Origin of the sequence: Streptococcus suis, assembly GCF_002964575.1 — a bacterium.
In the GTDB taxonomy this organism is placed as follows: Bacteria; Bacillota; Bacilli; order Lactobacillales; family Streptococcaceae; genus Streptococcus; species Streptococcus suis_R.
In genome coordinates this window covers 1-21044 of sequence record NZ_POQQ01000063.1, presented here as the reverse complement: position 1 = coordinate 21044, position 21044 = coordinate 1, and the positions used below count along the sequence as shown (strand labels likewise).

Genomic DNA, 21044 nt, shown 5'->3' with positions numbered 1-21044 from the left:
CGTCTGATTTTGATTTTCGAAGAGTATAAGCACAAAAGAACCTTGTAAGATCTAACTTACAAGGCTTTTTTACAAATCAAAATCCTCTTTCAACTTGTCAATCACCTGTTGGAGCAGGTCGCGATTAACACTGTATTTGATATTCTTATCTTTGGCATTAAAGAGAAGCAGGTCACCGTTAATCAGCTTTTGGGTGTGGAAAGATACCGCTGCCCCTGTAATAGCCAGTCGCTCTGCAATATCCTTGCTCTTGGCATGGGGCTTGGTCAACTCCACCAAGACCTGATAGCGCGTACTATCGCTAATGACCTTGAGAGCCCTTGTCAAATCATCCAGATCTAGCTCATCATTTGAGAGCATAATCTGGTCAATTCGACAGGAAGCCAGCAAAGCAACCTTCATAGTGTCAAACTGCTCATTGCCGTAATAGGCAAACCAATAATTCCACGGACTAAGCACAAAGAATTGAGCAGTTTCAACTCCTAAAGTATCCAATCCCGTCATGGACAACTGTTTGGAGTCTCGATAGAGTTTTTCAATGTCAAATTCCTGAGCAAAGGCTTCACGCTCCGCCCTTGCCTGCTCAAAGTAGGGCTGGTAGATTGGAAGCATCTTGTCCAAGAGAGCGACAGACCGCTCAACAGTTTCCAAAGGATTGCGAATAGCCAGTGACCAGTACCACTTATCTACTGGCTTTTTATCCGTTTTTTCCAAGAGTTCCATGAGGCTGAGGTCCTTCTCGCGATGACCTTCATTTTCTGATGCCAACATAGTCCGCATAGCCTCTTCTATTTCTTCTTGAGACAGTTTTAAAATCATTTGACCGGCTTCTTCAACCGTCTTTGGATCCTGTCCATCATTCAAAAGATAGAAATAAAGACTATGCAAAATGTTAAAGATATGCCCCCAAACAAAGACCTCGTTGACTTCCTGACGAAAATCTGCCAACTTTTCTTCAATCTCATCACGAATGTCCAAGGCATCTTTGAGAATGTCTTTTTCTTTCTGTGACAAATCCGCCTCAAACGGCTCGTCACGTTCCCTAACAATCAAGGGAATAAAGAACTTTTCGACAATCTCACTTCTATAATCTCGGTAATCTAATTTCATATTGCTTCTTTCTAAACTTGAACGAACTCTTTTTTGGTTTAATAACAGTATAGCCCAACAACCCTACAGAAAGCAAGAGGAAGATAAGGGAAATACTTGTCGGAGACAGGAACATTACCATCAATGACACCAAGGCTTGACCTGCTACCATACCAATCTGACAGAAGGCGTCGATACCTCCGCCAACGGTTGCTAATTTATCCTCTGGCAATTCATTCATAACCAGAGCACCCATTTTGGGATTGAAAATTCCCAGTGTCATTGCCGTTACAAAGAGAACAGCTAGCACCATGTAGATATTGTGAAGAAAAATCCCTAAAAAAAGTAAGACAGGCATAAGAGTCGAAAACTTGAGCAGGTTGAGTAGGCTGACATTTTTAAAGGCTGCCATACCCAAACTTGAACCCAAAATACTACCAACTGAAAAGAGAATGGAAATCAAAGCCACTGTTGTCCCCGCATTGACAATTACAAAATCTGAAAACTCCTTCATATTTAAAACCACCAAGGGAGAGAGAGCTGTAAAGATGGCATTCAAGCTAGCAATGGTGATGATTGAAGCTTTTAGAACGGGAATATTCTGGACAGCTTGGTAAGATTCTTTGATACTCTGACCAATTCCTTTGACAATCCCAGCTTCAGTTTCTACTTGCTCGGCCTGCTGGATAGGATTTTCTTTCAGCAATTTAGCAAATGCTGGGCGCAAAACTCCCATAATCACAAAGCCCACCAAGAAGGTCCCTGCATTGAAGAAGGCAAGTTGTTGATAGGACATAAAACCAATCAGGATGGCACCGCTAGCTTGAAAGGCAATTTGCAAGAGTGATTTGACTGTCATTTTGAAGGCCATGGCTGTTTCACGATCCTCTGCTGCCACAACCCGCAGGCTAACAGGCAGATACAGACCATTTTCATACTGCCCAGCCAAGTCAGATAGGAAATTGACCACACAAACCACCGCTACAATCCAAAGGGCTGGAGCAAAGCCCATTAAGAGACCAACAAGGGCATACAAGCCGACACGAACTAGCAGGGTTGCAAGAATGGTATCCAATTTATTTTTCGTCTTGTCTGCCCAAATCCCGATAAAGAGACCAGCCAAAATCGGCAGGGTTTCAGAAGCCGTAATCATAGCCAAGGCAAACTTGGTATCTGGTAGAAACAGGACATAGTTCATCAAAGCTAGGTAGTAAAGCGTGTCTCCAAAGTTGGAAATCAAGTCTGCCACAAAGCTAGATAGGAATAATGTATTGTTGATTAGTTTTTTCATAAACATCTCCTTAAACTTCAATTAAATATTTGTTTAATGTTATTTTACAATTTATTTCAATAAAGTCAATACTTAATTTTATAAATATTAAACATTTTTTAAATGTTTATTTAATTTTTCTTCTATCTGGCTTTTTCTTGACAATATGAGCACAGTTTGTTATAGTATTGTTCGGGCACCTCTTTTGAGAGGTCGGAGAAAAAGCTCCCTATTTTTAGGGAGCTATTTTTGTTTTTCCCAGAGAACATTACACATTTGGAGGACTTATTGGATGAAGAACATCGCATTTGATTCAAATAAATATTTGAATTTGCAACGTGACCATATTTTAGAACGAATTGCTCAGTTTGAAGGCAAGCTCTATATGGAATTTGGCGGAAAAATGCTGGAAGATTTCCACGCAGCTCGTGTTTTACCTGGCTATGAACCAGATAACAAAATCAAACTCCTCCAAGAGTTGAAAGACCAAGTAGAAATTGTCATCGCCATCAATGCCAGCAATATCGAACATTCTAAGGCGCGTGGTGACCTGGGTATTTCTTATGACCAAGAAGTCTTTCGCTTGATTGACACCTTTAATGATATTGATATTTATGTCGGTTCAGTGGTCATTACCCAATACCGCAACCAACCAGCCGCAGATGCCTTCCGCAAGCAGTTAGAAAAACATGGTATCAAGTCCTATCTCCACTACCCAATCAAGGGCTATCCTTCTGATATTGACCACATCATCTCACCAGAAGGTATGGGCAAAAATGACTACATTGAAACTAGTCGCAACCTCGTCGTTGTCACCGCACCTGGACCTGGTTCAGGCAAATTAGCCACCTGCATTTCCCAGCTCTACCATGACCAGCTAAACGGGGTAACATCTGGCTATGCCAAGTTTGAAACCTTCCCAGTGTGGAACTTGCCACTCCACCACCCAGTCAACTTGGCTTACGAAGCAGCCACTGCTGACTTGGATGACCTTAACATGATCGACCCCTTCCACCTGCAAACCTACGGCAAAACTGCGGTCAATTACAACCGTGACATCGAGGTCTTCCCTGTCCTCAACCGTACCTTTGAACGTATTTTGAACAAATCGCCATACGCCTCACCGACAGACATGGGCGTTAACATGGTGGGCTATTCCATCGTGGACGAGGAAGCGGCTATCGAAGCATCCAAGCAAGAAATCATCCGCCGCTACTACCAGACTTTGGTTGATTTCAAGGCAGAGCGGGTGAGTGAGCAAGCAGTCAAGAAGATTGAACTCCTCATGAATGAAGTCGGTGTAACACCAGCCGATCGTAAGGTTGTTATCTCTGCGCGCGAAAAAGCAGAGCTGACAGCCAGCCCTGCCCTAGCTATTCAGTTGCCAAATGGAGAGATGGTAACAGGTAAGACATCCGACCTCCTCAAACCAACTGCAACTGTCCTCTTAAACGCCATCAAACAAATTGCGGCAATCGAAGATGAAACCCTCTTAATCGAACCAAACTACATCCGCCCAATCCAAGAATTGAAGTCAGATTATTTGGATAAAAATAATACTCGTTTAGATGCAAGTGAAATCCTTAACGCCCTTGCTATCACCGCACAAGACAGCCCTCTTGCTGCACGTGCCATGAAAGAATTAGGCCAATTAAATGGTAGCGAAGCTCACTCAACAGTCATTTTATCTGACGAAGACAAGAGCGTCCTCCGTAAACTAGGTATCAATCTAACCTTTGATCCTATCTACCAACACAACAAGTTTTATCAGAAGAACTAAGCACAAAATAGACTTGCCGAGGCAAGTCTATTTTTTTATAGAAAAAAACAAGGATATTTCTCCCCTTGTTTTCCCTTTTTATCTATTAGTTGAAATCAACATACTCTTTTTGAAGTTCAAGAACTTCTTCTGCCGTAGCACATTCTGTCAAGGCACGGTGAGCATATTCTTCCATCTTAGCTGTATCAAGTGTCTTCATGAGGCTACGTGTACGAAGGACAGAAGTTGCACTCATAGAGAACTCATCCAAGCCCATTCCGACAAGAAGTGGAACAGCTTGTTGGTCACCAGCCATCTCACCACACATACCAGCCCACTTGCCTTCTGCGTGTGCAGCCTTGATAACGTTGTTAATCAAGCGAAGGATAGATGGGTTATATGGTTGGTAGAGGTATGAAACTTGTTCGTTCATACGGTCTGCTGCCATAGTGTACTGGATAAGGTCGTTTGTACCAATTGAGAAGAAGTCAACTTCTTTAGCAAATTGGTCTGCAATCATTGCTGCTGCAGGGATTTCAATCATGATACCAACTTGGATATCATCCGCAACTGCAACACCTTCTGCCAACAAGTTCGCTTTTTCTTCTTCAAGGATTGCTTTTGCTGCGCGGAACTCTGTCAACAAAGCAACCATTGGGAACATGATACGAAGTTTACCATGAACTGATGAACGAAGAAGGGCACGCAACTGAGTACGGAACATTTGGTTACCAGTCTCAGAGATAGAGATACGAAGGGCACGGAAACCAAGGAATGGGTTCATTTCGTGTGGAAGGTCGAAGTAAGGAAGTTCCTTATCACCACCGATGTCCATTGTACGAACCACAACCGGCTTGCCATTCATGCCTTCAAGAACAGCCTTGTAAGCTTCGTATTGCTCATCTTCAGTTGGGAAGTCTTGTGAGTCCATGTACAAGAACTCTGTACGGTAAAGACCAACTGCTTCGGCACCGTTATCGTTTACACCTTCAACGTCTTTTGGTGTACCGATGTTGGCTGCCAATTCAAAGTGTTTGCCATCAGCTGTCACTGTTTGAGCATCTTTGAGAAGAGCCCATTCAGCTTTTTGTTTAGCATAAGCTTCACCAGCCGCTTTAAATGTTGCAATCACTTCTTCAGATGGGTTAATAACAACTTCACCTGTGATACCGTTAACAGCGAGGACATCACCATCTTTAACGATTTCTGTAATGTTATTTGTACCTAATACAGCAGCAATCTCAAGTGTACGAGCCATGATAGCAGAGTGGCTTGTACGTCCGCCGATGTTGGTTACAAAAGCTTTTACAAACTGCTTGTTCAACTGGGCTGTATCTGAAGGTGTCAAGTCGTGTGCGATAACGATAGACTCTTCATCGATTGTCGCTGGGTTTGGCAAACGAACACCAAGCAAGTGAGCTAAGACACGTTTGGCAACGTCGCGGATATCTGCTGCACGCTCTTGCATGTATGGGTTATCTTCCATACCTTCGAAGATAGCGATAAACATATCCGTTACTTCTTTCAAACCTGTTTCAGCATTTGTTTTCTTAGCACGGATGGTTTCCTTAATCTGACCAATCATTTCTGGGTCAGCAAGAACCATCAAGTGTGCATCAAATACGGCTGCGGCTTCTTCACCAAGGCTAGCTACTGCATTCTCACGAATAACAGAAAGCTCGTTTTGAGAGGCTGCAAGAGCAGCATCCAAACGAGCCTCTTCTGCATTTGTATCTTCAACTGTAACAGTTTCGAAGGACAAATCTGGTTGAACGAGTAGATATGCCTTAGCAACGGCAACACCATCAGATGCTGCAATTCCTTTAAGCATTTCTGTCATCTTCTTACGCCAATCCTTCTTTTTCCATTGTTTCAGTGATAGCTGCGATTGCATCGTCAGCATCAGCACCTTCAGCAGAGATAGTTACGTCAGCGCCTTGACCAACACCAAGACTCATAACACCCATGATAGATTTAAGGTTAACTGATTTTTCTTTGTAGTTCAACGTGATGTCTGAAGCGAATTTGCTAGCAGTTTGAACAAGCAAAGTTGCTGGACGTGCGTGGATACCTGTTTCTGCCACGATGTGGAAGTCTTTTGAAGCCATAGTTGGATTCTCCTTTATTTTTACAAAATTTTGAGTTACTTTTGATAACCCTTACAAAAAGCATTATATCATTTTTTGAAATCATTTTCAAGAATTTTTTGCGTTTCTTTCAGTAAAACTGTTTTTTATTTGAGGTCAATCATGCTGAAAATGCCTTGAAAGCTTGATTTCAAAGGTTTTACCAGAGTTATACAAGATATGGTGTTTATTCATTTTTAAAAACACTATATTTTGTGATAGAGGTGAACTTCCTTCTTGACTTTGACCACAAAATCTTGTATTCTAGATTGGTGAATTTAATCAATAAAGGAGAAAAGAATGGTTACCATCTATTCAAAAAATAATTGTGTTCAATGTAAAATGAGTAAAAAATTTCTTGACGAGCACAATGTAGCCTACAAAGAAATCAACCTAGACGAGCAACCTGAATTTATCGAACACGTTAAAAGCCTTGGTTTCTCAGCAGCTCCAGTTATTGAAACGGAGAACGAAGTCTTCTCTGGCTTCCAACCAGCAAAATTAAAGGCACTAGTTTAAAAACTACCTCCCTTGCTACTATTTATAGAAAGAGATTGCGATTATGAGTTTGAAAGAATTAGGCGATGTGTCCTACTTCCGTTTAAATAACGAAATCAACCGTCCAGTCAATGGACAAATTCCACTCCACAAGGACCAAGAAGCTGTTAAGGCTTTCTTCAAAGAAAATGTTATCCCAAATACCAAGCAATTTGATTCCATTTTGGACAAGATTGCTTTCCTATTAGAAGAAAACTATCTTGAGAAAGAATTTTTGGACCAATATAGTCCAGAATTTATCATCAAAATTGACCAATTCTTGAAAGACCAAAATTTCCGCTTCAAGTCTTTCATGGCTGCCTACAAGTTCTACAACCAGTATGCCCTCAAAACAAACGACGGTGCCTACTACTTGGAGAGCATGGAAGACCGCGTTCTCTTCAACGCCTTGTATTTTGCAGAGGGTAATGAAGAGTTGGCACTCAACTTGGCTAACGAAATGATCCATTTGCGTTACCAGCCTGCTACTCCTTCTTTCCTCAACGCAGGTCGTGCCCGTCGTGGTGAGTTGGTATCGTGTTTCCTCATCCAAGTCACAGACGATATGAACTCCATCGGACGTTCCATCAACTCTGCTCTGCAATTGTCCCGTATCGGTGGTGGTGTCGGTATCTCTCTCAGCAACTTGCGTGAGGCAGGCGCCCCAATCAAGGGCTACGAGGGAGCAGCTTCTGGTGTCGTTCCTGTCATGAAACTTTTCGAGGATAGCTTCTCTTACTCTAACCAACTTGGCCAACGCCAAGGGGCTGGGGTGGTTTATCTTGATGTTTTCCACCCAGACATTATCGCCTTCCTTTCAACTAAGAAAGAAAATGCTGACGAGAAAGTGCGTGTGAAGACCTTGTCGTTGGGTATCACTGTTCCTGATAAGTTCTATGAGTTGGCACGTAAAAATGAGGATATGTACCTCTTCAGCCCTTACTCAGTCGAGTTGGAATACGGTGTGCCTTACAGCTACCTTGATATTACTGAAAAATACGACGAGTTGGTAGCAAACCCACGCATTCGTAAGACAAAAATCAAGGCACGTGACTTGGAAACAGAAATTTCTAAACTCCAACAAGAGTCTGGTTATCCTTACGTCATCAACATCGACACTGCCAACCGCAGCAATCCTGTTGACGGCAAGATTATCATGTCCAATCTCTGTTCAGAGATTCTTCAAGTCCAAACACCAAGCGTGATCAACGACTCTCAGGAATACTTGACCATGGGAACAGATGTGTCATGTAACCTGGGTTCGACCAACATTGTCAACCTGATGAAATCGCCTGACTTTGGCCGTTCTGTCCGTACCATGACACGTGCCCTTACTTACGTGACTGACCATTCGCATATTTCTGCAGTGCCGTCTATCGAGGCTGGAAATGAACGTGCGCATTCGATCGGTCTTGGCGCTATGGGACTTCACTCATACTTGGCACAAAACTTGATCGACTACGGATCAAAAACAGCTGTGGAATTCACCAACATCTACTTCATGCTCCTCAACTACTGGACTTTAGTAGAATCAAACAACATTGCCCGCGAGCGCAAGGCTACTTTCCACAACTATGATAAATCAAAATACGCTGACGGTACTTATTTCGACAAGTATGTGACTGGGGATTACCAACCACAATCTGACCGTGTCAAAGAACTCTTTGAAGGCATTTTCATTCCAAGCGGACAAGATTGGGCCGACCTCCGTGACAAAGTCATGGCAGATGGTCTTTATCATCAAAACCGCCTAGCGGTTGCACCAAACGGTTCTATCTCTTATATCAACGACGTTTCTGCTTCTATTCACCCAATCACCCAACGGATTGAAGAACGCCAAGAGAAGAAAATCGGTAAAATCTACTATCCAGCAGCTGGTTTGGCTACTGAAACCATTCCATTCTACAAATCTGCCTACGATATGGATATGCGCAAGGTCATCGATGTCTACGCTGCTGCAACAGAACACGTCGACCAAGGTTTGTCACTCACTCTTTTCCTCCGCAGTGAGCTTCCAAAAGCCCTTTACGAATGGAAAAAAGAGAACAAGCAAACAACACGTGACCTCTCTATCCTTCGTAACTACGCTTTCAACAAGGGAATCAAGTCAATCTACTACATCCGTACCTTTACCGATGACGGCGAAGAAGTCGGCGCAAACCAATGTGAATCTTGTGTGATTTAAGACACTAACATTCATTGATGCTAAAGCATCTAATGAATGAACGGTACTGACCATCTCGTCAGTACCTAAGTGGCTTACTACCTCGAAAAGTCGTTAAGTTCGAACGACTTTTCTCAGGTCGTAACTTGCAAAGGTTTAGCTGTTGATCAATCAACTAGCTAATCTAGGCTAACCGCTATGAGCGGATTAGCTAGCTACCTTACGACAAATTACGCTACTTGCGAACAAAGCAATCTAATGAACGTCCTTGGGGCGTTTTTTAGCAAAAATATGATACAATAGTGTAGATATTTCTAGAAAAGAAAGAGAGAAATATGGAAACCTACTACAAAGCCATTAACTGGAATGCCATTGAGGATGTGATTGACAAGTCAACTTGGGAAAAGTTGACCGAGCAATTCTGGCTTGATACGCGTATCCCCCTATCAAACGACTTGGATGACTGGCGCAAACTGACTGCTGAAGAAAAAGACCTGGTTGGTAAGGTCTTTGGCGGATTGACCCTCTTGGATACCCTGCAATCTGAAACAGGGGTACAAGCCCTGCGCAACGATATTCGGACACCGCATGAAGAAGCCGTTTACAACAACATTCAATTCATGGAGTCTGTCCACGCTAAGTCTTACTCTTCTATCTTCTCAACCTTGAACACCAAGTCTGAGATTGAAGACATCTTTGAATGGACCAACAGCAACGAATACTTGCAACGCAAGGCAAAGATTATCAACGAAATCTACGAAACAGGTACACCACTTGAAAAGAAAGTAGCCAGCGTTTTCCTTGAAACCTTCCTCTTCTACTCTGGTTTCTTCACGCCACTCTACTATCTTGGCAACAACAAACTAGCCAACGTTGCAGAAATCATCAAACTGATTATCCGTGACGAGTCTGTGCACGGTACCTACATCGGCTACAAGTTCCAACTTGGTTTCAATGAATTGTCCGAGGAAGAACAGGACAAACTTCGTGACTGGATGTATGACCTTCTCTACCAACTCTACGAAAACGAAGAGGGCTACACACGCTCCCTCTATGATGCAGTTGGATGGACTGAGGAAGTCTTGACCTTCCTTCGTTACAATGCCAATAAAGCCCTCATGAACTTGGGACAGGACCCACTCTTCCCTGACTCAGCGGATGATGTCAACCCAATCATCATGAACGGTATTTCAACTGGTACATCTAACCACGACTTCTTCTCCCAAGTCGGTAACGGCTATCTTCTTGGTGAAGTGGAAGCTATGCAGGATGATGATTACCTCTACGGTTTATAATCAAAAAAAAAGCAGTTCATCTGAGCTGCTTTCTTTTTATGCTAAAAATACAATCATCAAATAAGAAATGCCGTTGTTAAGCATATGTAGAGCCATTGGGTAGCGAATGTCTTGCTTCACCAAATAGAGCCAGGCAAAAGTTATCCCCATTGTAAAGTAAATCAAAAATTGTGGTAGGGTTGCTGGACCATGCACAAAACTAAAGAGGGTTCCTGAAACTAGACCATAGAGCACCACAGATTTGACATCCGATAATTTAGGGAAGAAATAAGTTGCCATGAAACCACGGAAAATCAATTCTTCAAAGATACCTGCAAAAATGACCACCAGGAAAAAGGAGTGAATAGGTGCAGACTGGATAAAGGCAACTGCATTTTTCTGATTGTCCGATTCAGGAACAGGTAGGAGAAATTGGAGAATGAAGAAGGCAAGATAGGCTAGTAACGGATAGGCCATATGCTTCAGCCAAGGCTTATCTAGCGTCAGCTGCATTGTTTTTCTCGGGTACAAGACTTTCCAAAGAAGGTAGGAAAAACCGATTAACAAGGGCAGACCCACAATCAGCCCAAACCAATAAAGTCCCTCTGCAGCACTAGCTGGAATACCCTCTACCTGCTCAGTAGCCCATGGTAACTGAAGGAACTGGGCACCAAATTGATAGGCAATGTAATAGGCTAACAATAAACCAGAATGTTTAAAAAATTTCTTCATGATGTATTCCTCCTTATTCTAAAACAGTCACATCAACAATATTATCGACCCGAACCAACTTGGTTTCAAGCTCCCCATTCGATAATTCACGAGAAATTTTAACCCATTCCTCATCAAAGCGGATTTTAGCCTTACTTCCGACCAATTCTTTCAATAAAACTGACATCTGATTTTCTCCTTTTGTAGTTTTCTGCAACTTTTTTACCCTAGCCTGCAACTGCTTCAATTTTTTCCTATCTGATAGAGAATTGAAAAGTAGAAAACCTACTATAATCCATAAGAAAAAGTCCATATTTTCCTCCTATATCAAGCCCAGACTCTGCATCAGTAGCATCAACAAAAATCCGAGAAGATTATTGAGACTGTGTAGGATAAGTGCATTGGTATATTTGCCAGAAATGCGATAAGCAAGTCCTAATACTAGACCCATGCCTCCATAGACAACCCAAGATCCGATATTAGTCGGATTGTGAATAAGTCCAAACAGAAAACTCGATAGCAACAATCCAACATTCGAATCCTTACCAAAGACTTTCCCCATGAGAATGCCACGGAAAATCAATTCTTCGAGGACTGGAGCAAAAAGTACAGCAAAGAGAAACAAGAGCAAGACTGGTAGACCAGAGTTATTGATGATTTCCTGATTGGCAGTCGTTTGACCATATCCCTCTTCCAACATAATCAATTGCCCACCGATTATTTTCAGACCAAACATGACGATAAAAGCGAGGACTACAAAACCAATATTTTTTAACATTCCCCACTTCTGCTCGCTCTTCCATAAACCAATTTTACTGGTCAAAACAAGACCGACCACCACTGCAAGCAATATGAGCGCTGCAGCAATCAGTAGATTATTACCGTCAAAATTTGGTAGGGCAAGCATGGCCAATTGGGTCAATACATTTAGTGCAACGACAGCCAGTCCCACAAAGAGAAATTTCCAGTTTTTAACCACATTCCAATCTTTGACATTTCCAAGTCTATTCATAGCAATCTCCTTTATATACACTCAATTAGTTCTTAGCACCTTTTTCGATCAATAGCAGAGCAGGCAAGCCCAAAACCATCGGCAGAAGGATATTCAGATTTGACAAATCAATCTGCCTAGTAGCCAGCCATTCACCGAAAACATAGCCAACTGCGTACAAGCCAAGACCGATAAATGAAGCAAGATAAATTTTCTTAAAGACTTTCATTGTTGATACCTCCATTTACATTAAATGAATGTGATTTTCTTACGATTGGCAAAGTAGAAACTAACAAATCCTACTAAGGTCAGAAGAACAACTGTCATGGGAGTGACAAACTGGAAATACTCTGCTGCAGATGTTCCACTTTCCTGTGGAATTTGTAACTGCCAGATACCAATACTAACCAGCAGACTGTATACTGCAATCTGTAAGGTTTGATACAGAGTTCGTTTCATCATTTTCTTCCGAGCCATTTTTACATCAGCCTTGGCAACCACCAATTTATCCAGACCCAACTGTTTGATAATGGCATCCTGTTTAAATTGAGAATAGACAAGTGTCAAAAAGAGGCTGATTCCCATGACATCTTCTCCCAGCGCAAAGCTAACTAGGAAGCTCAGCAGTGTCACTGTTATAAAGAGCATATACATATTGTTGCCGAAATTGGTCAAGGCCGCATAAGACAGCTCGTCTAACTCACCAACAATATCATAGAAATAACGAATTGCTCGAATGTGTAGATTTTCCTTTTTCATAGCTATTACCTAAAAACTTTTCATAACATTTTTATTTGAAGTAACGACGAACCATGCGAACCTGCATGACATTGATGTAAATGTGAAGAAAGGCAACAACTAGAAAGGCTGTAATTTGTCGCTCCTGCAATAGCATGCTAAGCACAAATAGGAATAGATACAAACCTGGTAACACGATTTGATTCAAAGTGAAGACGATTTGGAAACTCATTTCGTAGTTTGCTTGTTTCTCACCTTCGTCCATCGCCTCAGCAAAGTCCTTCATTTCTTTTACCGTAGCAAAAGCAGAAAGCTTATATTCACGAATTTTCTGTGTTAATTTCATGATAAAAATCTGAGAAATGAGAAGAATGACATAGAAAACTACATCAAAAATTGACCCGTACATGATCGCGCCGTCTTCTAAGAAGGTAACACCAAATCCTAGAACCAAATTTAACAGAGTCAATGATACGGCAACATTAAATGATATGGTCGCGTATTCTAGGTTACGATACATTGTCTTATATAGTTCATCAACACGTTCTTCATCCTCATCTGAAATGGAATGATAAAGTTTATACGATTGATTGGCCTTAAACCCAAGATATACAGTTCCAGCGAAAATTACAAATGTAACGATACGTAAACAAATTAGAAAGTTATCTAAATTGAGATAAGAAGGTGGGTTGAATTTAAAGATTAATACTCCAAAGAAACCGATAAAACCACCCAAAATTGCTGAAATCAGCATATACGCTAAATATCTCATCCATCTTTGTTTCGTTGAAATTTGTTTTCCCTGTTTCATTCTTCTACCTCCACTAATTGAAAAACATTCTCCACATTTTCATTAAAAATCTGTGCAATTCGCATGGCAATGACCACCGAGGGTGTGTATTCTCCCCGCTCAATCAAGCTAATGGTCTGCCGTGATACTTCTGCTAATTTTGCCAACTCAGTCTGGTTGAGGCTATCCCGTGCCCGCAACTCCTTGAGCCGATTTTTTAAGACATATTCCATGATGTTTCCTTTCTAGGCTTGGTAGATAATCAAGCCTGTTTCTGTGTCTTCGACAGCTATATTTCCCTTGGCAAACTTAACCAATAAAAGATAGGTATAGTAGAAATCACCTGCACAAGAGGCTGCGTGCATGGTTGCCAGCATGAAGTAAAGAATAATATTCATCATCCCAAAACCTGCTACCATAGTCAAGACCAAACTAATCACAACAAAGGGTGCTAGGGAAATCACCAGCATTTGCATCCGATTGTAGAGGGAACCTGGACTGGTAGCATAGGCCATGCCCGATTTCCATTTAAACCCAAACTTAACAGGATTTTCAGGACGAAAAATCTTGAAGAAGATGCCGTGGATAGCCTCATGCACAACTATTAACAGAATATAGAGTGGGATAAGCAACCATACCTCCGACACGGCTAGTTCCGAGTATTGCGAACCGTTAGCTATCAACCAACTGGCTATCATTCCAAATACGAAGGCAAATGGAAGAATGAGTGCCACGGAAAGAATATTCAATCCCCACACAAACTTCTTATTTTCCATGATATTGACTTCATATAATTTCTTTTTCACTTCCATTTTTCTACTCCTTCATTTTCCTACAAGCTATACTGAACTATATAGTCCTAGAGCAACTCCAATCAGTAAGCCGACAATACAGGCTCCTGTAATCATAATCGCTGCCATATCTGCTGAAATGTATCGTTTCATAAAGTTTCTCCTATCTTTTCCTAGCTTTTGTCACTATTTCTTGGGATTAACATGTTTTAAATAGAGCAAAAGTGTCGCCATCAATGGTGGAATTAAATAACTCTCTTCGTTCAAACTAAGGTCAAATCCCAGCAATGCTAGAACTTTAAACACCAAAATATTTATCAAGAAGAGCGCGAAAAACAATAGGACTACTTTCATTCCATTTTTAATTGTCTTGCTCATTTTTCTTCTTTTCCTCGCTGAGAGTGACTTCTAAAAGAAGGAGAGAACTCGTCATCATCAAGAGTATCATAGTATCTATCTCCCGACCAAATACAATGTTTTTAACTAAACTATAAATCAAATATAGTGCAACTAGAACCTTCACTCCTCGCACAACGCTTGTTCCTGTAATCAAAATACCCTTTTTATTGCTATTGTTTTTCATAACTTTCCACCACTTACTCTCGACTAATTTTAATCTTTTTCCTTTGACTCTTTTCTGCCAGCTAGCTTCCTCAAGCGCTCATCTGTCACTGCGATAGTACAAATGGCAAGAACGACATGGGTTTTATCCAACTACTGCCACTTCATGATGTCAGCCAGCAGGACAAAAACTAGATAGATGATTGCCAGTACTTGTACAAAACGTGTAATGTCACTATTGTTTATCTTTTTCATATTTGCTTCCTGCTTTCTGTTTATTTACCTGATGAATTCGTTTTCATCTTTTATCTTGATATCATTGTAACACTTCTTTTTCTTTTTGACAAGTATCTTTGTCAAAAAAATAATAATTTTTGTCAAAAAGTTTATGAATGTTGTCAAAATGACTAGAATGCCATACAAAAAACTCCTTCATCCAAAGGATAAAAGAGTTCATTTGTTATATTACAAGTTTTCCGCCACACTATTCAAGAGGTTTTGGATAGCAGAGGCATCACTACCACCTGCCATGGCCATATCTGGCTTACCACCACCACGACCTGCTACGATTGGCGCAAGGACTTTGATGAGGTTTCCTGCATGTACATCAGCTGACTTGCTTGCCACAAGGACATTGACCTTGTCGCCGATGGCCGCAACCAACACCAAGACATCAGAGTAGTCTTTCTGCTTCCAGTTGTCAGCGAAGGTACGGAGGGCACCTGCGTCTGAAACTTGAACTTGGCTAGCAATGTAGCGGACACCGTTTGCCTCTTTAACGTCTTTAAAGACATCACCAGCAGCTGCTGCCGCTGCTTTTTCTTTCAGACTAGCGTTTTCTTTTTGCAAATCGCGGAGCTCCGCAGCCAGTGCCTCCACTTTTGTCGGCACTTGGTCGATTTGTGGCACTTTAAGAGTCTGCGCAACAGCTTTGAGAGCATCTTCGCGGTCACGAAGAGCTAGGAAAGCTTCCTTGCCTGTCACCGCTAAAATACGGCGAGTTCCTGAACCGATTCCCTCTTCTTTGACAATCTTGAAAAGACCGATTTCAGCAGTATTGCCAACGTGGGTACCACCACAAAGCTCGATAGAATAGTCACCGATTGTAACCACACGGACCACTTTGCCATACTTCTCACCAAAGAGGGCCATAGCACCCATTTCTTTAGCCGTATCAACATCCGTTTCAACTGTGACAATATCCAAGGCTTCCCAGATTTTTTCATTGACTTCATTTTCAATACGACGAAGTTCATCAGCAGTCACCGCTTCAAAGTGTGTGAAGTCAAAGCGGAGGAAGCCTTCCTCGTTCAAGGAACCAGCCTGGGTTGCATGCTCGCCGATGACATGGTGAAGGGCAGCATGGAGCAAGTGAGTTGCCGTGTGGTTTTTCTCAACGCCACGACGACGGTTTGTGTCGATTTCAAGTGTGTAGGTTTGACCTAGTGAAATGCTGGCAGAGAGTTCTACGGTGTGCAATGGCTGACCATTCGGTGCTTTCTGCACATCCACAACTGTTGCAAGGACATCACCTGAAGCATTTTTAATCACACCACGATCGGCAACCTGGCCACCCATTTCAGCGTAGAATGGTGTTTGGTCAAAGACAAGAAGGGCTTGACCTTCTGACACAGCTTCTGTTCGCTCATTGTCCGCGATAATCACTGCCAATTTGGCATCTAGGCTATTTTGTCCATAGACAAAGGTTGAGCTTTCGGTAATACCTGCCAGGGTTTCATTTTGCATACCCATTGAACCGCCCTTGACAACGGCTGCACGGGCACGGTCCTGCTGTTCTTTCATGGCAGCCTTGAAGCCCTCATGGTCAATCTTATAGCCAGCATCTTCAGCCAATTCCTCGGTCAATTCCACAGGGAAACCATAGGTATCGTAGAGTTTGAAGATATCCTTACCTTCAAGAGTGTCCTTGCCAGCTGCTTTCAAGTCAGCCAAAAGATCATCCAGGTGACCGCTACCAGCGTCAATGGTGCGAGCAAAGGTTTCTTCCTCACGTTTAACGATTTTCTCGATAAAGTCACGTTTTTCAAGCACTTCTGGGTAGTAGCTTTCCATAATAGCGCCAACCGTTTCCACCAACTTGTACAAGAATGGCTCGGTGATACCCAAACGGCGACCGTGCATGACAGCACGACGGAGAAGACGACGAAGTACATAACCACGACCTTCATTTCCTGGAAGGGCACCGTCACCGATAGCAAACGACAAAGCACGGATGTGATCTGCGATGACCTTGAAGCTCATGTTGTCGCCATCTTGGTCATAAGTTTTACCCGAAATCTTTTCTACTTCACGAATGATTGGCAAGAAAAGGTCGGTTTCAAAGTTGGTCTTAGCCCCTTGGAAAATAGCTGCTAAACGCTCCAAACCTGCACCCGTATCGATGTTTTTGTTTGGCAATTCCTTGTACTCTGAACGCGGAACTGCTGGGTCAGCGTTGAATTGTGACAATACGATGTTCCAAATCTCGATATAACGGTCGTTTTCAATGTCTTCTTCTAGCAAACGAATACCGATGTTTTCAGGGTCAAAATCTGTGCCACGGTCAAAGAAGATTTCCGTATCTGGACCAGAAGGACCGGCACCAATTTCCCAGAAGTTATCCTCAAGCGGAATGAGATGGCTTGGCTCAACACCAAGAGCAATCCATCGGTTGTAAGAATCCACATCGTCTGGATAGTAGGTCATATAGAGCTTGTCTTTTGGAAAGGCAAACCATTCTGGACTAGTCAAAAGCTCAAAGCCCCACTCAATCGCTTCATCACGGAAATAATCTCCGATAGAGAAGTTCCCAAGCATTTCAAACATGGTGTGGTGGCGGGCTGTCTTACCGACGTTCTCGATGTCGTTGGTACGGATTGACTTTTGAGCGTTGGTAATCCGTGGATTTTCAGGAATGACTGACCCATCAAAGTATTTCTTAAGAGTTGCCACACCTGAGTTGATCCAAAGAAGTGTCGGATCGTTGACAGGTACAAGGTTTGCTGAAGGCTCAACAGAGTGGCCTTTTGATTTCCAGAAATCCAACCACATCTGGCGGATTTGTGCTGATGATAGATTTTTCATAATTAAGATACCAAGCCCGATTAGAAGGCGACTGAAAAATAGGAAACTGACAGGAAATCCTGATTTCCTAGGCAGTTTATCTTTTTTCCGAGCCTTCCGGGCGGGTTCAATTTAACGAAACAGTTAAATTAAACATTTCCTTTCATATAATGATAATTAAAGCGAACGGACCTAGCCCGAGTTCAGATTAAACTCGATGCCCTTTCCTTTCGTTTTTTATTAGACAGGTTCAATTTAGCAAGCTAGCCAACTAAACCATTTTTTAAAAATTTTATGTTAGGGTTAAGTCGATGCATCTTCCATCATTTCGACATAGTCGATTGCGACCACTAGAGAAATGACCAAGTCTGCATAGTCATCCTCTAAAACCGTTACCGAGTAACGAGAAGTCAGATGAAAGAGTTCTTTGGAGATTTCAGCTACTAGCTGACCATCAGTTTTTTTCAGTCGAAAATCCAAATCCCAGATATTGCCTTCTAGGATCAAGCCTAGATTTTCCACGCTATAGCGGTCCTTGAAAAAGGTAAATTCCTTTTGCAAGTAGAAAGAATGTCCATCCGCCATATCAATGGTAAATTGGGGTAGGAAGGTCAAAAATTTCTTTGTAATCCGACAAACTTCCCCACCTCTGGCATTGGTCACCGTAAACCGCTTGGGAATTTCAGAGAAGGTGCCCTCTACCTGATAAGCAAGCTGTCCATGACTATCATGAATATCAAATTTTTCACCGCCCAAAATAAAACGTTGTTTGACCTGAAATTGCTTCATGATTTCCTCCAAAAAAATGACAAGAAACCAAACGAAGGGCGAAAAACCGCGGTACCACCTTCATTCAATGACTTGTCATTCTCATTTTTATATTCAATTGTTTTATTCTATTAAGTAGCAAGATACTCGGCTTAGATGGCTCGCAGCAACCGCCAATTTTCTGGACTAAGGGATCGAGTATTTATTCTTAATAGGTTCGGTCCTTATTGACCTGAAGAGCTTGATGACTCTGTAGTTGATGAGCTTTCGCTTGTTGTGCTTTCTGTCGTTGACGAGCTGCTATCTTCTGTTGTCACATACTGTGAAAGAAGGTTCTGGAAGGCTGGATCTTTAATCTTAACATTAGCTTTTGAAAGAGCTTCTTTCAAGACAGTTGCTACAAAGGTTTTATCACTTTGTTTTTGAGCTAAAATGATTTCCTTAAGCTTATCCTTATAATCTTCCCAATTAGCTGATTTTTCAGTTTTTGCTTCTAATTTAATAACATAATAACTAGGTGCAAAGGCAGCCTGATCTGTCACCACAACAACAGAGGCACCAACCTGACCAGGATTCAAAGCAAAGATTGCTGATTGAAGCTCCAATGGAACGGTTGTTGAGGTAGAATCAAACTTGATTTCTCCACCATTTTCCTTGGTTGCAGTATCTGTTGAATTATCCTTAGCCAACTGAGCGAAGTCAGCACCTTCAGCCTGAGCAGCTGCCAATACTTCCGTAGCTTTTGCTTCATCATCTAGTTTGATGATACGGGCAGTCACTTCTGGCGTATAAGCATCGTAGGCAGCTTTGTAGTTTTCATCTGTCAACTCTTTTTCCGCAGCTTGCTTAACAGCGTATTCAACCAATTTGTTTGTACGAATTTGCTCCTTGTAGTCATCAGTTGTCAAACCTGCCGAAGCAAGTGCTGTTGCAAATGAATCTCCATATTGAGCAGCCATTTGGTCATAAGCTTCATTAACTTCTTTATCAGAAACCTTATCTCCAAACTGCTCTTCAAATACATGGCCAATAACCATTGAAAGCAAGACTTGTTGAGCACTTGCATTTGTCTTCACTTTTTCATAGAATTCAGAAACAGAGATTGTATTACCTTTCATAGTAATAATATCTTTATCTGCTGAACTTGAGCACGCGGCAAGTGTCACTGCCGCAAGGAGCGTCACTGCACCTGTAAGAATTTTTTTAGATTTCATCATTTAGAAAATTTCTCCTTTTCTTCATTAACCCTCTCATTATACCATAAATTCTTAAAAAGGGCTTAATTTTCTTCAAGCTTTAGGTCAACATTGGCCACATTTTTTCGCAACATGAGCAGGCCATCGCTCATAGAAATCAAACTGGCTGTTAAATCAGGATTATCTAGGGTCGCATCAAACAAGCGTTGCAAGCCACGATAGATGGTCCGCTGGCCACGACGAACTTCCATGATGTCTTTGGCGACATCTCCACCTTGGAAAATATCATCCAAGACAATCAAGCCACCGACCTTGACCTTTTTCAAGACCTCTGGCAAAAATACGATGTACTTAGACTTGGCAGAATCTATGAAAACAAAGTCATAGCTATCATCAGGCAGGCTTGGCAGTAAATCCATCGCCTCGCCTTCGAGCAATTCAATTTGCTTCCGACTATCGAACTTGGCAAAATTTTCCTTGGCAAAGCCAATCATCTCTTCATTGCGGTCAATGGTGGTAATCTGCGACTGGGGACTATTTTCAGCCATCAACAGAGCTGAGAAGCCAATGGCAGTACCGATTTCCAAAATACGAGCGGGCTGCAGGGTCTGCATGAGCAGGCGGAAATAGGCCACTGTTTCATGCGGAATAATGGGAATATTTTCCTGACGGGCAAAGTCCTCTAATTCCTTGAGAAAACCTGTATGTTGCGCCTGACGTGTTCGCATAAAGTCCACAATTTCTTCCTTGACAACAGGACGGCGCATATTGTGGTTTGCGTTTTTAGAATATGATTCAACCATAGGGTCCATTATAGCATAAGTCGCCAACAATTTCTTCTCAATAGTCTTTTAGTTTACTTTTAGTACTAGCTTCAAAGGTTCGGGGAGCCTTTGAAGGTTGGAGATGAAACAAACGAAGTTTGTGTCAACAGCCGTAGGCATAACTCAATGCTTTCTTATTTCTAGGTGACTAGCTGATGTACTTCGCTTTTTTGTTTTCAAGCTCAGGTACGAATAGTCCACCGGACTATTCGTATCCCCCAGACTGTTTCAATCAGGCAAGGCGAGTTCAAATGAGGCTGGGCAAAAACTAGCTTCTCGCATATAAAAAAACGAGCAATTCCAATTAGGAGTTGCTCGTTTTCCATTTCATGCTTTATAATTATAATAACCACAAAACAACTAGAAAGGCATGAAAATGTATAAACAGTATA

General features: G+C 41.9%; 21 protein-coding genes. 4 read left to right on the top strand and 17 right to left on the bottom strand.

Annotation, left to right across the window (positions count from 1 at the left end):
* Nucleotides 1-69 precede the first annotated feature (69 nt).
* Nucleotides 70-1110 carry an ArsR/SmtB family transcription factor gene (locus C1E58_RS09515; protein ID WP_105210176.1) on the bottom strand — a complete coding sequence of 347 codons (1041 nt, stop codon included), beginning with the start codon at nucleotides 1108-1110 and terminating at the stop codon, nucleotides 70-72.
* Nucleotides 1085-2380 (bottom strand): MFS transporter, encoded by a 1296-nt coding sequence (locus tag C1E58_RS09510; RefSeq protein ID WP_105210175.1) that lies wholly within the window; start codon nucleotides 2378-2380, stop codon nucleotides 1085-1087. The genes C1E58_RS09515 and C1E58_RS09510 overlap by 26 nt, the downstream gene beginning before the upstream one ends.
* A 271-nt stretch (nucleotides 2381-2651) precedes the next feature.
* On the opposite strand from C1E58_RS09510, the gene C1E58_RS09505 reads away from it, so the two are divergent.
* Nucleotides 2652-4139 (top strand): DUF1846 domain-containing protein, encoded by a 1488-nt coding sequence (locus C1E58_RS09505; RefSeq protein WP_105122190.1) that lies wholly within the window; start codon nucleotides 2652-2654, stop codon nucleotides 4137-4139.
* Nucleotides 4140-4224: 85 nt separating this feature from the next.
* Here the strand turns inward: C1E58_RS09505 and ptsP are convergent, their stop codons facing one another.
* Together ptsP and C1E58_RS09495 are read right to left on the bottom strand one after the other, a co-directional pair.
* Nucleotides 4225-5958, bottom strand: coding sequence for a phosphoenolpyruvate--protein phosphotransferase (gene ptsP / locus C1E58_RS09500; protein ID WP_105125338.1), 1734 nt, complete (start codon nucleotides 5956-5958; stop codon nucleotides 4225-4227).
* A 4-nt stretch (nucleotides 5959-5962) separates the two neighbouring features.
* On the bottom strand, nucleotides 5963-6226 hold the full coding sequence (locus C1E58_RS09495) for a phosphocarrier protein HPr (RefSeq protein ID WP_002936050.1): 264 nt from the start codon (nucleotides 6224-6226) through the stop codon (nucleotides 5963-5965).
* A gap of 318 nt (nucleotides 6227-6544) precedes the next feature.
* Here C1E58_RS09495 and nrdH point away from each other — a divergent pair, with 318 nt between their 5' ends.
* From nrdH to nrdF, 3 genes are all read left to right on the top strand, one after another.
* Nucleotides 6545-6763: a glutaredoxin-like protein NrdH gene (gene nrdH, locus C1E58_RS09490; protein WP_105210174.1), complete on the top strand. Its 219-nt coding sequence runs from the start codon at nucleotides 6545-6547 to the stop codon at nucleotides 6761-6763.
* A 43-nt stretch (nucleotides 6764-6806) separates the two neighbouring features.
* Nucleotides 6807-8966, top strand: a complete 2160-nt coding sequence (gene nrdE / locus C1E58_RS09485) for a class 1b ribonucleoside-diphosphate reductase subunit alpha (RefSeq protein ID WP_105210173.1) — start codon at nucleotides 6807-6809, stop codon at nucleotides 8964-8966.
* 314 nt (nucleotides 8967-9280) lie between these two features.
* On the top strand, nucleotides 9281-10240 hold the full coding sequence (nrdF, locus tag C1E58_RS09480; RefSeq protein ID WP_004299066.1) for a class 1b ribonucleoside-diphosphate reductase subunit beta: 960 nt from the start codon (nucleotides 9281-9283) through the stop codon (nucleotides 10238-10240).
* Nucleotides 10241-10276: 36 nt separating this feature from the next.
* Here the strand turns inward: nrdF and C1E58_RS09475 are convergent, their stop codons facing one another.
* The 13 genes from C1E58_RS09475 to C1E58_RS09405 all read right to left on the bottom strand — a co-directional run bounded on the left by C1E58_RS09475 (nucleotide 10277) and on the right by C1E58_RS09405 (nucleotide 20631).
* Nucleotides 10277-10951, bottom strand: a complete 675-nt coding sequence (locus C1E58_RS09475; RefSeq protein ID WP_105210172.1) for a CPBP family intramembrane glutamic endopeptidase — start codon at nucleotides 10949-10951, stop codon at nucleotides 10277-10279.
* A 13-nt stretch (nucleotides 10952-10964) separates the two neighbouring features.
* The gene (locus tag C1E58_RS12555) at nucleotides 10965-11243 is read right to left on the bottom strand and encodes a hypothetical protein (RefSeq protein WP_105210171.1); all 279 of its coding nucleotides are present in this window, start codon (nucleotides 11241-11243) and stop codon (nucleotides 10965-10967) included.
* Between the two features lie 9 nt (nucleotides 11244-11252).
* Nucleotides 11253-11942: a CPBP family intramembrane glutamic endopeptidase gene (locus C1E58_RS09465; RefSeq protein ID WP_105210170.1), complete on the bottom strand. Its 690-nt coding sequence runs from the start codon at nucleotides 11940-11942 to the stop codon at nucleotides 11253-11255.
* Nucleotides 11943-11967: 25 nt separating this feature from the next.
* Complete coding sequence (locus C1E58_RS09460) at nucleotides 11968-12150, bottom strand: hypothetical protein (protein WP_105210169.1); 183 nt, start codon at nucleotides 12148-12150, stop codon at nucleotides 11968-11970.
* 20 nt (nucleotides 12151-12170) lie between these two features.
* Nucleotides 12171-12680, bottom strand: a complete 510-nt coding sequence (locus tag C1E58_RS09455; RefSeq protein WP_105210168.1) for a DUF3278 domain-containing protein — start codon at nucleotides 12678-12680, stop codon at nucleotides 12171-12173.
* Nucleotides 12681-12711: 31 nt separating this feature from the next.
* Nucleotides 12712-13431: a DUF3169 family protein gene (locus tag C1E58_RS09450; protein ID WP_238142268.1), complete on the bottom strand. Its 720-nt coding sequence runs from the start codon at nucleotides 13429-13431 to the stop codon at nucleotides 12712-12714.
* Nucleotides 13432-13466: 35 nt separating this feature from the next.
* A complete protein-coding gene (locus tag C1E58_RS09445; protein WP_004299042.1) occupies nucleotides 13467-13682 on the bottom strand; it encodes a helix-turn-helix transcriptional regulator in 216 nt (71 codons plus the stop codon).
* A gap of 12 nt (nucleotides 13683-13694) precedes the next feature.
* On the bottom strand, nucleotides 13695-14261 hold the full coding sequence (locus tag C1E58_RS09440; RefSeq protein ID WP_105210166.1) for a DUF3267 domain-containing protein: 567 nt from the start codon (nucleotides 14259-14261) through the stop codon (nucleotides 13695-13697).
* A gap of 340 nt (nucleotides 14262-14601) precedes the next feature.
* Nucleotides 14602-14823 (bottom strand): hypothetical protein, encoded by a 222-nt coding sequence (locus tag C1E58_RS09430; RefSeq protein ID WP_105210164.1) that lies wholly within the window; start codon nucleotides 14821-14823, stop codon nucleotides 14602-14604.
* 443 nt (nucleotides 14824-15266) lie between these two features.
* A complete protein-coding gene (gene alaS / locus C1E58_RS09420) occupies nucleotides 15267-17885 on the bottom strand; it encodes an alanine--tRNA ligase (RefSeq protein ID WP_105210163.1) in 2619 nt (872 codons plus the stop codon).
* Nucleotides 17886-18167: 282 nt separating this feature from the next.
* Entirely contained in the window at nucleotides 18168-18653 is a 486-nt protein-coding gene (locus C1E58_RS09415; RefSeq protein WP_105210162.1) for an LURP-one-related/scramblase family protein, read from the bottom strand.
* A gap of 203 nt (nucleotides 18654-18856) precedes the next feature.
* Nucleotides 18857-19849 carry a peptidylprolyl isomerase PrsA gene (prsA, locus tag C1E58_RS09410; RefSeq protein WP_105210161.1) on the bottom strand — a complete coding sequence of 331 codons (993 nt, stop codon included), beginning with the start codon at nucleotides 19847-19849 and terminating at the stop codon, nucleotides 18857-18859.
* 62 nt (nucleotides 19850-19911) lie between these two features.
* Nucleotides 19912-20631, bottom strand: coding sequence for an O-methyltransferase (locus tag C1E58_RS09405; RefSeq protein WP_105210187.1), 720 nt, complete (start codon nucleotides 20629-20631; stop codon nucleotides 19912-19914).
* Nucleotides 20632-21044: the final 413 nt, after the last annotated feature.